Raw genomic sequence first — 12,357 nt, 5'->3', positions numbered from 1 at the left:
TTCTTGAAGTAAGTGTTCAGAATTCATTGTCCGCGCTGTTCAACAAGAGTAGAGCAGCTCAGCACAATTGAATAGACTTTGAAATCAACTGTCGGGGCGGAGTCAACCCATTCAGCATCGCCAGCCGGAAGTGGAATCGTTGCTTCGAGGAAATACAGCGGGTCAAGTCCGTTGTCAGGATCACCATCGCTTAATGGATCCTGAGATGAGTATATTCGGTAAGTACCGGGATAATGAGCAGTCCAGGTCAATGTGGTGACGAAGCCATTTGCGAACAGCGTAAGATCGTTCGGAGCAATACAGCGCGGCGGTATCAATCGGCACGGTGGCGGATACTTTACCACGGGATGCGCCCAGTCAATATCGGTAAAGTTCATCATTGCCATCGAGCCACCGTTAGAGTCCTCAAGTGCGGAAACCGCATAGCCTTGCAAACTGTTACTGTCCGGCGCGCACCAAGCGCTTGGAACCAACCCTGGGCCCGGCCGTGGCCCCAAATAGCCGGGGTCCGCATCCGTATAACACTGCACAAAGTCGTCCGGAGTACCTTGGTGCACCACAAGCAGGCTGTTTGAAAGATGTGCATAGTCGGCACCTGCGCACGACAGAGAAAAGTTGGAGCTTTGGTGCGGTAGAGCGTGCGGCCCCTGAATTACTACTGGCTGAAACGGATTGCTTAAATCCAATTCAAATGCCCGTGAGGATCCCGTATTTGAAGAGTCTCTGATAAGAACCCACATATGATTGTGGCTAGGATCGAAGGCGGCTCCAGACCAACGCATTATCGGGAGGCCAGGTATACTGGTCCAGGACTGTACGACTCCGCCACCGCTGGAAATACGGTATAGTTTGCCTATGCCACTAAAAAAGTCGATCGTGGTTCCGCACCAGAATTCACCACCATTTCGAGGATCGAAGGCAAGCATTCGATTGGGAGAGCTCTCCGCGGAAGTCCAGACGATAGGTGATAGCGTATCACAGGACTGACCGTCGAATCGTAAAATTGTCTGGGTTGTACCGGAGCCGGGATAATAGCTTTGGTAGAATACGTTGCCAACGCCGTCTCCCTCACCATCAAGATATCTGTTGCCGATCTGTCCCGGGCCCTGAAGATTTTCCAAACAGACTATGCCGTTGCAGTCGGCGATACAGGTAAGCTCAATCGTCACGAGACTGTCCGTATCGGCAAGCTTCTCAACGACGACAAAATACACCCCATTGGTCAGAGCTGAAACTGCTAATGAGTCGATACCAAAGGCCACACAATTCTGTGGTACGCATGACTCGAGCAGGAATAACGCAAAGTGATTTGCAGAGTCTTCAATCGCGCGAACTGATAGATTTCCCTGGTTTGGGACTTGAATTGTGCAAACTAACTCCCGCCCCGGGAATTGCAGATCCGTACAACAGTATCTTGTCACATTTCCCGTGCCTGGTAAAATTAACAGGTCTTGCAGCACAACTCCGGATTCCGAGCAAGATACTGTCAGGGCAGATTCGCAATCCAATAACTCGGATTCAGTATCACAAGACGAGGTAGGCACTTCACCACAACTGCCGCAAAGTGCAGAGAGTTCCAAGTTCGCCCAGGCTGAATTGTCTTGGCGGAATGACGACAAGTTTCCTTCTGATCCAGTCCACTGTTCGCAGACAAGCGGCGGATCGGCTTCGGTTTCAATCGAAGAGAATAGGAAGCTCGGCAGCGTGCTACCGCCGGATACAGAATCAATTATCACACCAAGCCAGAATCGTTCGTCAATACAGCAGGCCTCAGTAACGAATGGAACTTCTACTTCAAGAACGGTTTGAAACGGTGTACCCCGCCTGACACTCGCGAGTGTCTGGCAAAGAGCTTCACCGGGCGGGCAGCAAATGTCACCGAACCCCGGACATGCCAAAACGACACGAAGATAGATGATGTCATCAGCACTGCCGACGTTTTCAAAGTACAGGTCGAGACCAAGGGATTGAGGGCGAACGTGTGACTCAGCCTGGGAAGGATCAAACAGTTGATACACTGAAGTTGCAAACGGGTCATAGTACGCCGGGGGACCGGTATATCTTCTGAACGTGCAGAACTCAGCACACGGCGGAATCTCGATAGAGTCGTTGAGACCACAGGCAAAGTAGGCCGAAATTCTGGGACCGCCGGAATTAGGCCAAACACTAGTCCAGTCTATCAAGTCATCCGCTTCGACCAGAATTTGGCACGGTTCAATAGCAAGAGTGTCACTGTCATCAATACTGATCGACAAATCTGAAGATTCGCCTCGAAAACCAAGATTCGTTATCTTGATGAATCCACCTGTCGAGTCTAAAAGGATGCTTGGGAACAAAACTGTTTTCTGCAAGAGCTGCTCATTCCCATCAGGAATGTCCTCTTCGAACCCGACAAAAGCTGTCCTGAGTGACCTGACAGGTCCGGGACCGTCGCAGGAGTCATGCAACACTGCGGGACAAACCGCTTGAATATCAAAATCAATTGTGTCAGCCGCGCTTCCATCCGGACGAACAAACAGGAGACTGATAGAATCAACTCGCATTGGTTCTTCCGGAGTACATCCCGCACAAGCGCCGCTTTCAAGCTTTAGGTAGATTGAATTTCCGCTTTCAAGACCCCAACTTAATGAATGGGAAGGTCCATAACTCCCGTATTGAAGTATACACGGAACTTCGTCCAAGCGACCAAGATCACTTGGAAATTCAATGCGATCACGCGACTCGACAACTGCAATTGCAGGTCGTGCGTCCGGTAACTGTCGTATTACTGGTGGAGACTCTGTAAGCCGAGAAGGGCGCTTTTCGATGGCATTCGCTTCACAAAGTACCAACAGGATGTTGCCCAACAGAAACACTATTGCGAATTTCACATTCCTCCCTTCGATGCGACCGGATGAAAAACTGGGTCGAGCAGCCGCGCGAGAGGCACATCGTTCTGCAAATGACTCTCAAAAATGTCCTGTGCGTCTTCGACGTTTACGTGACTGTACCATATTGCTCCGGGGTAAACGACTAGTGCCGGCCCTCTCGCACAGTTTGACAAGCAGCCAGAACTATTTATTCTTATCTTTGAGTTCAGACCGTTTACTTTAACAAGTTCTCTGAGTCGTTCAAGGATGTCGTTGCTGCCCTTAAGAGAACAACACCCTTTCGGATCATCGGGAGGACGTCGATTTTCGCAGACGAATACGTGGTACTTGAATCGTGACATCAAATTGCGGAAATTACGCTATTCGTGAAGATGTAACCGGTCGGATAACATGAAATACATAGATGGAACGCAGCACGCCATTATGACGTTATAATATAAACAGTTATGTTCAAGTGCGCAAGGTCGGTAAACGAGTTTAAAGCGGAGCAATTTGCATGCGAAGAACAATTACTTTTTCTTTGTTAGCCTTGTTTGCATGCCTTTCGGGGGCAGAGGCAAAGGAAAGGAGTAGCTTCGGGATAGGGCCATTTGTCGGTGAACCAACGGGCTTAAATTCTCAATTTTACTGGGACAAGTCATCTGCCGTGGACATTGGAGCCGCATGGTCATGGGACGAGTGGATTCTTCTGTCCGCGGACTTCCAAATGTATGATTTTTTTATGGATATGCCGAGAGAATGGAAGTGGTTCTATGGGGGTGGAGTTTACATGACCTTGGCTAACGATGACCATGAGGACAACACACTTGGTGTCAGGGTGCCTCTCGGCTTGAGGTATCATTTCCCGTACTCAATTGTGGATATTTGGGGAGAGGTCGCTCCTGGAATCGAGCTTGCCCCAGACACAAAATTCGCATTTCAGGGAGGAATTGGTCTTACCTTCTGGATCTGGTAAGTTGCCAAGAGCGAGGATATTCGGTAAATTGTCAGCTTGTTAACCAATTGAGAATTCCATGACACCACTTGAAAAACTTCTCGCAGCTCGCCGCCGATGGGAAACCGAGTTCGGAAACAAGTCCTCTTCTGCCCAGACGTTCAAGACCACGTCGAGCGTCGAAGTCCCCCCATTAGTCTGGACAGAAGATCCGTCAAACGCTGAGTACTATATGGAAAAACTCGGTTTTCCGGGACAATTTCCATACACTCGGGGTGTGCACGCCTCGATGTACAGAGGAAAATGGTGGACGATGAGGCAATTTAGTGGGTTTGCGACTCCAGAAGAGACTAACAAGAGGTATCGTTATATACTCGAACAAGGCGGTGACGGTCTGTCTGTTGCCTTTGATCTGCCTACACTGATGGGTCGTGACCCAGACTCCGAGTGGTCCTTAGGGGAAGTCGGAAAGTGTGGGGTGTCGGTTGCCTCTCTGGAAGATGCTGAGATTCTGTTCAAAGATATTCCGTTGGGAAAGATCACGACCTCCATGACCATCAACTCTCCGGCAGCTATCATCTGGGCATTCTATATAGCAGCAGCTGAGAATCAAGGGTGGAATCGATCTGATCTTGGTGGGACTCTTCAGAATGACATTCTGAAAGAGTACATTGCACAAAAAGAGTTTATCTATCCGCCAAAGCCGTCACTGAAATTGGTAGTTGATACGATTGAATTCGCAACGAGGGAAATGCCCAAATTCAATCCAGTTTCAATTTCTGGCTACCATATTCGTGAGGCAGGATCAACCGCTGTTCAAGAGCTAGCATTCACGTTGGCTGACGGGTTTGCATATGTGGAAGCAGCAGTTGAACGCGGACTTGATGTTGACGAGTTTGCTCCCCGCTTATCACATTTCTTCAATTCTCATCTTGATTTCTTTGAGGAGATCGGAAAGTTCCGCGCTGCGCGTCGCATTTGGGCAACGAGAATGAAAGAGAAATATGGTGCCAAAAGTGAGCGATCTCTTTTGTGCCGATTCCATACGCAAACTGCCGGCTGTAGTCTTCAGGCCCAGCAACCCGAAGTGAATTTGATTAGAACCGCGACAGAGGCGCTTGCTGCCGTTCTTGGCGGGACGCAGAGTCTGCACACGAACTCAATGGATGAGACGTTGGCACTTCCCAGTGAAAAAGCGGTTACTCTTGCGATGAGAACTCAACAAGTACTGAAGCACGAAGTTTTGGCAAGTGCTCCGATCGATCCACTGGGCGGAAGCTATTTCGTAGAATGGATGACGGATAAGATGGAAGAAGGGGCAAATCACTACTTTGATCGCATCGAAGCAATGGGTGGCGTCGTTTCCGCCATCGAGAGTGGTTTCTTTCAGCGGGAACTTGCACGAGCTGCGCAGGTCTATCAGTCTGAGTTTGACAAAGGCGAGAGAGTGATTGTTGGGGTGAATAAGTACGTGCATGCGGACGAGCAAATCGACATTCCTATTCTTGACATTTCGGAAGATGATTGTAGACGTCATCAAATCGAGAAGTTGAACCGGTTGCGGCGGAGAAGGGACGGGAAGGCCGTCCAGGAATGCCTTGACAATATCAAACTGGCAGCTGAGAAGGGTGAGAATTTGATGCCGCATTTGATTAGTGGTGCACACGCTTATTGCACATTGGGTGAAATGGTTGATACTTTGAAGGAAGTTTATACTGAATACGAAGAACCAGTTACTTTCTAAAGTCTTGTAAATACAACCATTAACAGGTCACCAACAGGTGGCCTGTTCTTGTTTTTGTTCTGCTGAAATGGAATCGAAATTGCATATGATTCAGCGGAAATGAATATTGCAATCCATATCGCCATAGCACTTGCTATCGCATTGTCAGGCTGTGACATGCCGGAACGGCAAGCACTTCGAATCGCGATTTCGCCATCGCCCGGTTCGTCTATTTTCTATTGCGCACAGGAAGCTGAGCTTTTTCAGCGCTACGATGTGGCAGTCCAGCTCATAGAACTGAATTCGGCAGATGAATGCAGACTGGCATTCCTTGAAGGCAATGTCGACGCAGCAGTTCTGCCGCAATCAGAGTATGAAGTGTTGGAGGCTAACGGTGCTCTTGCGGGACTTGTCATGCTGATCTCCGCCCCAGTGAGTTATTCCGTTCTTAGTGCGGATAGTTCTCAGGAATCAGGATGGCAAGCACGTGAAGTGGAAATGCTTATCGGTGACCGGCCGGGCTTGATGCATCGCAGGCATGAGTGGCAAAAGGTGTTGCAGGCATACGAACACTCCCGTATGCTCATGAAAGGCGAGATGAATGCTCAAGCACTGGTCATATCAGGATTTGAGAGACGATCCGCAGAAGAAGTCGCAAGCGATTTGAAGAATTGGGAATTCTATGGAATCGTCCATCAGGACTCATTGCTCTCATCAAACGGGCCATTCTGTGCGCTCAACGCAAAATGGCAAGGCAGGCTCTACTTAACATCGGGTGTGCCTATGGAAAGTCGTGAAATCGAACGTGAAGTGCTTGCTATGCCCACTGGAGAAAAAGCGCGATGATCCAAGGGCTCTTGAGACGATTCAATTCGTCGGTAACGCTAAAGATCGGTACGCCTCTCTTTGTTGTGGGGGTGATTGTAGCGACGTCAATGACGCTCGGTATTCAGAAGCTCTTCGAAAAACAGCTAATCAGTCAGCTGCATTCACGTGCGGACCTGGTATACACGGCAGTTCGAGCGACTTCACAAACAGCGAGCGAAGAACACTTGGCACGGGCTGTCAAGTCGCTTGGTGTGGAGAGGGACATTGTCGATATTCTTGTATTCAAGGACAAGTCGTTCACCGTACTCGCTTCAACAAAGAACTCAGACATTGGAAAGAATGTCACTTCGCTGAAGCGGCTACAGAATTGCGGTTTCTCTGCTTCAAACGGTTTGGAAGGCGAAGTGTCCAAATTGGAGTATTTAGGCGGCAGGTACTTTGGATTTGTGAAGTCGATTGAACAAGTCGATTCCGTAGAATCAAGTTCAAGCAAGATACTTGTCATTCTTGACTCGAACAGTATTCGCCGTACCGTATTTGAAGATTCGGCACGAATGCTACTCTTCATGGCTGGCGCAATGGCAATTTTGCTTATTGTTGCCTACACGATGATTAGCCACCACATTTTGAAGCCGATTTCAAGCGTCCAGTATGCCATGAACCAGAGGGCCGCTGGCAATCAAAAGGCGATTTCATTAGTTGAGTCAAGTGATGAGATTGGAGAACTCTCGGGATCGCTAAACTATATGCTCCGCGCACTTGAGGAAAGCGAAGGCCGAAATCGCACGATTATTGAAGCAGCTCCGATTGCAATTTGTGTTGTTGACGAATGGACAGGTGAACTTCTCTACACGAGTAGAAACTTTCAAGAGTACTTCGAAACGGATACAGATGATCCGAACTGCGCTGCTGTCTGGGAACTCCTGTCGGATCCTGGTGACAGATTTCTCCTTGAGAAAAAGATTCGAACAGGAGGATCGACTGAGAATTGGGAAATTCCTGTTCGAAGGCGCGGAAAAGTAAATCAATGGTGCAGTCTCACAACCAAGGAAATCCTCTGGCAGGCCCATCCTGCGGTGTTATGTGGATTTGTGGATATTACCGAGCGTCGTGACCAGCAAGAGCAGATTACTCGCACCAATCACGAGCTTGAGGTAATGAACAAGCAACTCGAGAGCGCAATCGTCCGTGCGAACACACTTGCAAAAGAGGCGGAAGCTGCCAACGTCGCCAAGAGCAGTTTTCTCGCCAACATGTCACATGAAATCCGTACTCCGATGAACGGCATTGTTGGATTCACCAGGCTCCTGATGGATCGTCCGCTTTCCGTTGAGCAGCAAGAATATGCAAAGGCGGTTCAGGACTGTGCGGACTCGCTTCTGCACCTGATAAATGACATACTTGACTTGTCTAAAATCGAAGCCAAGCAAATGACTCTCGAGAGTGTCGAGTTCGATATTCGTGACTTGGTCGAAAGTGTCGTGATGTTGTTCTCACTTCAATCCTCCGCAAAACAGATAGACATTGGCTGTGACGTAACAGCAAGCGTCCCTGATATTGTGAAAGGTGACCCGACCCGACTAAGACAAATACTCTCAAACCTCATAGGCAATGCGCTTAAATTCACGAGTCGCGGACACGTGTTTGTTAGAGTCGTTGGCTCTGCCCGGGATGAAGTAATGCACAACCTTACCTTCGAGGTCATTGATACTGGCATTGGCATTTCACATGACCGTCTCGAGGTAATTTTCGAAAACTTCACGCAGGCCGATTCCTCGACATCAAGAAGATTTGGTGGAACAGGATTGGGACTGTCGATTTCGAAGAGTCTTGCGGAGCTTATGGGCGGCAGCATTCGAGTCACAAGTGTGCCGAATGAAGGAAGCATTTTCGCCTTGGACATTCCCATAGAGGGCCGCCACAGTGACGAGAACAGAGAAGGTGGCCTAAATCCGACGGACTGGGTAATTGTTGAGCCACGTTCACTCTTTGCAGATTCACTAATTTCACTTGTTGGTAGTGGCTGTACTTTGATTGGCGACTGGCGATCCGCCTTTGAGCACGTCGTTACATGCAATGGACAACGATCTGTTCTTATCGGCGATGGGTTGCCTTTATCTGACGTTATTGCTTTCTCTGATTCATTGCAAAGGCATCCTGATACTCGAAAATCACGGATCGTCGTGCTTGCTAACAGATCAAAACGGCAAATGTTGCAGAATGACAACAGTCCTCTATTTGCACTTACGTTGGAGGTGCCGAACAGGACGTCGGTCCTGCAATCTGCGCTTCGGACAACACCCGGAAACACCGAATTGGCAGGCGAAGCTTCGCCTCTCCAGTCTGAGGACCTTGGTCTCCGACTTCTAGTTGCTGAAGACAATCCGTTTAATCAGAAACTCGCCGTTAAAGTGCTCGAGAGAATGGGGTGCGAGGTTACTGTTGCAGATAATGGGAAACAAGCCGTAGACTTGCAGGTATTGCACGGATTTGACGCCATCCTGATGGATATCCAGATGCCAGTCCAGGACGGACTAAGCGCTGCACGTGAGATCAGGAATTTACCGGAGAACTCGGATGTACCCATTATTGCATTGACGGCAAATGCCTTGGCCAGCGACCGCGAGGAATGCCTTCAAGCCGGTATGGATGCGTTTGTAACGAAACCTTTTGCACCCGATCAGATTCGGCAAGTGCTTAACTCGCTTTGCGATCCGCGGTCACGAAGCAGAGTAAAGAGTATCTCAAATCCGGTTCGCACCGCTTGACATATTGAACGGAAATCCGTAGGATAAACAACAACAAGGAAATGGTTCTCTACTGACAAACATGCCGAATCGAAGTCTAAGAATCGCAATGGCCCTCCTCATGTGCGTTGCACTTGGGCAAGCCGGATTACACAACATAAAGCCGCGACCACAGCAAATGGGTCTTCTCTCTATTGCCCCGCTGGTCATCGATGGCGCTTTAGTACTGACGATTCCGGATAATCCATTGCCAAGCGAGGCAGTTGTCAGGGATGAATGCTTGGCCCAGTTGACGGCACTTATGGGGATTCCGCCAATCGTCGTGCCCTATTCTGAATGGCAGCAGGGCCAGGTGTCTTTGTGGGTAGGCACTCCGACCAGGTTCCCCGATTTAATGGATTCCCTGGCGGCATCGCAGATTCCTGGGTTAGGTCAGATTGGAAACGAAGAAGAGTATCAGGTTCTGGTCGACGACAGCATAATTTATCTTGCCGGTTCCGACCAACTTGGTCTGCAATGGGGTCTGATGAGTCTCATGAAACTGATAGCGCCGGTAAATGGTGTGTTTACGATAGACCGCGCATACATTCGCGATTGGCCAGACTTTGCAAAGCGAGTGTGCACTATCAACTCATCCGTTCGTATTCAGTCGCAATTGGACTACGTGGATTCACTTACCAACATGGCGTACAATTACAAGATGGATGAGATTGAATGGAACGATCCCGATGGCGGTCATCCGATTCGGAGTGATTTTGCCATGGCCAGCGCGCGTGCGATCAGGAGCAAGATTGATCGACGGGGACAGTTCTTGACATTCGGCGTGGACCGCACCGCCCTGCGGGTGCTTGATCTAAGCTGGCAGGAAGGAGTTCCGATCCGCAATGAGGCAATGACTGTCGGTGCTACCTACCTGACAACGAATTCGTACGGTATCAATGTCGCGAACGGCGGCTTTGAGAGCTGGAGCGCGAACGTTCCAAGTAGCTGGACAATGTATCCAGCCTCGAGCTACGCAACAATTTCAAGGGACAACACTCAACGGCACTCAGGCTCTTCATCGTTGCGTTGGGCAAACCTGGACCCGGGGTACGATCTTGACCGAACGGTCCATCAACGGCTGTACCTTGGAAGACACAGGCTGTTCAACCTTAAACTCTGGGTTAAAACGCAGAATTTCAGCGGAAAGCTGAGATTACTCGTACTTGGCGATGAACCTGTCAACAATCACTTTGAGAATCGCCGAATCTCATTGACTCCAACGGCTAACTGGACTCAAATCGAAATGGACTTCTCGATCTTCAATGAGGACACAGTCTCACTTTGGATAGGTCCTGATGTCTACAGTTCAGGAACCCTTTGGATTGATGACATTGTGGTCGAGCCATTGGGATTGAGAAACATGCTAAGACGGGATGACACGCCGCTGGAAGTGTACAAACAGCCGGGTAACATCCTGATGAGGGAAGGGGTTGACTATTCTGTGGCGGACCTGAATTCACCGCCGACAGATGACTATATCGTACTGCCAAGAATATCGAGAATAGCCGGCGGTCAGCTTACGCAGGGTAACAGTGTGACTGTGAACTACTACACGGCAATCATATTTCAGGATGGCCGGGAAACAGTGTGTTTTAGTAAATTAGAGCCATTGGAGTATTACCAGCGACAAATAGCAGTTCTGGATTCCGCGCTGGCGCCGGACGGATTCAAGATTCACATCAATGAAGTTACGTTGGCCGGCTACGATCCACTGTGCCTGAGTCGCGGCTTGTCCCCGGGACAGTTGTGTGGGTGGCATTGCAATGAGCTGGCAGAGATCATAAACGCGCGCCGCCCGGACGCTCCCATTCGCATATACGGTGATGCGTTCGATATCTGGGTAGATGACAATCGATGTCATCCAGTAGAGACTTCACCATGGACGGTTGGAGCGCTGCAGCAACTCATGCCGGAAATCGAGATCATGGCCATGAGTGATTACAGCACGAATCTCGACTCGAGTTTCGCCTATTTCAATGCCAACGGGCACTCGGCGGTAATGGCATACTATGGAAGTGAAAATTTCTCCGAAGCGGTGAATGGTGCAATATCTGCCAGGAAGGCTCCCAACTGCACAGGCTTTCAATTCTATGATTGGGATATTTCGGTCACCAATAAGCTGCTGGATTTCTCCTGTCTCGGCTGGAACTTCGGACCATTCTTTATTCACTCACCGGTCGAGTACAGTGCCAGACCAGACACAGTAAGTCTTGTATTTGAAGCGTGGGCGGATTCATTCCGCATTAATCAAGTCCCAAGCTTGACGGCCAAGTCTGTAACTTATCGCTTTCTTCCGGGGGGCAATTGGGCGACGGTGACGCCAACGTCACTTGGCTCGAATCGCTACCGGTTACAGGTTGTTCCACCCGCAAATGCGACTTCCATTGAGTACTATTTCCGGGCTACCGATCACAGGAATCAGGTGCGTCTCCACCCACCGGACGCGCCTCTGCGAGTCTTCAGCGCTGCACTGCCCCCGGCAGGTGGAAATGATCAGTTTGAAGACAGGGAGTATTCGGGCGGTATTTTGCCAAGAGTCTCTGGCTCTATGATAGAGTGGGACCACGTGAAAGATGCTTCCAGCTACGAGATTCACTGGTGCCGTGACGCCGGTTATGACCAGAAGCGCCAGTCATTGGTTTCCGTCGTCCCGGGAATCCAAACTGAGTTCTTCCTTGACCCCCAGTTGTACGACCAACTTGATCCCAAGTATTTAATTGTTTATGCAAGATTTAAGAAATAGTTCTGCGTTTCTTTTTCGCCTGCCATAACCTCTTTTTCGTTGCATGACCCGGAAGTCTTTCATCCCACATCTTTCCTCTTGATTCTACTGTACTAAAGACTTATCTTTCTGATTAGCGACCCCCACGTGCGTTTTTGTCGCACTGTTATTGGAATCACAATTCTCCAAGTCTCGAATCGCCGCTCACCTTATGCCTGCCGAAGGCCGAACACCTCGTGGTCAGGTTCTGAGGTGTGGCAGTACAGAATTGACTTGTGTTGAAATGCTGCCCACAACTCTTGCGGTTGCTTAATTCCAAAACAAGAAACAGAAGAGAAACGGCATGAGTTACTAGTGTTCTTGAGAGCAAGTGTAGCTCGATTTTTGGTCAACAAACAGATTACACAGTTACGAAGGAGTTTCCTTTTGAAACCCTACTGCCGTGGGTAAGAACAAACTCAATAAAGATTCTTAGACGAAATGACTGACGT

6 protein-coding genes are annotated in these 12,357 nt (G+C 49.3%); 5 read left to right on the top strand and 1 reads right to left on the bottom strand.

The genetic code is table 11. From position 1 onward, the window contains the following. Positions 1 to 23 precede the first annotated feature (23 nt). Positions 24 to 2,870: a hypothetical protein gene (locus HUU59_06885; protein NUO19153.1), complete on the bottom strand. Its 2,847-nt coding sequence runs from the start codon at positions 2,868 to 2,870 to the stop codon at positions 24 to 26. Between the two features lie 496 nt (positions 2,871 to 3,366). Between HUU59_06885 and HUU59_06880 the strand changes: the two genes are divergently transcribed. The 5 genes from HUU59_06880 to HUU59_06860 all read left to right on the top strand — a co-directional run bounded on the left by HUU59_06880 (position 3,367) and on the right by HUU59_06860 (position 11,887). Then, the gene (locus HUU59_06880; protein ID NUO19152.1) at positions 3,367 to 3,825 is read left to right on the top strand and encodes a hypothetical protein; all 459 of its coding nucleotides are present in this window, start codon (positions 3,367 to 3,369) and stop codon (positions 3,823 to 3,825) included. Between the two features lie 58 nt (positions 3,826 to 3,883). Next, complete coding sequence (locus HUU59_06875) at positions 3,884 to 5,548, top strand: methylmalonyl-CoA mutase (protein NUO19151.1); 1,665 nt, start codon at positions 3,884 to 3,886, stop codon at positions 5,546 to 5,548. Between the two features lie 99 nt (positions 5,549 to 5,647). Beyond that, complete coding sequence (locus HUU59_06870) at positions 5,648 to 6,373, top strand: hypothetical protein (protein ID NUO19150.1); 726 nt, start codon at positions 5,648 to 5,650, stop codon at positions 6,371 to 6,373. Then, the gene (locus HUU59_06865; GenBank protein NUO19149.1) at positions 6,370 to 9,123 is read left to right on the top strand and encodes a response regulator; all 2,754 of its coding nucleotides are present in this window, start codon (positions 6,370 to 6,372) and stop codon (positions 9,121 to 9,123) included. Before HUU59_06870 ends, HUU59_06865 begins: the two co-directional genes overlap by 4 nt. Positions 9,124 to 9,211: 88 nt before the next feature. After that, positions 9,212 to 11,887 carry a hypothetical protein gene (locus HUU59_06860; protein ID NUO19148.1) on the top strand — a complete coding sequence of 892 codons (2,676 nt, stop codon included), beginning with the start codon at positions 9,212 to 9,214 and terminating at the stop codon, positions 11,885 to 11,887. The last annotated feature ends 470 nt before the right edge of the window (positions 11,888 to 12,357 follow it).

The sequence above is a fragment of the bacterium genome, from assembly GCA_013360195.1.
Taxonomy (GTDB): Bacteria; Electryoneota; RPQS01; order RPQS01; family RPQS01; genus JABWCQ01.
Note: the sequence above shows the minus strand (reverse complement) of the source record. Positions and strands in the feature narration are given on the sequence as shown.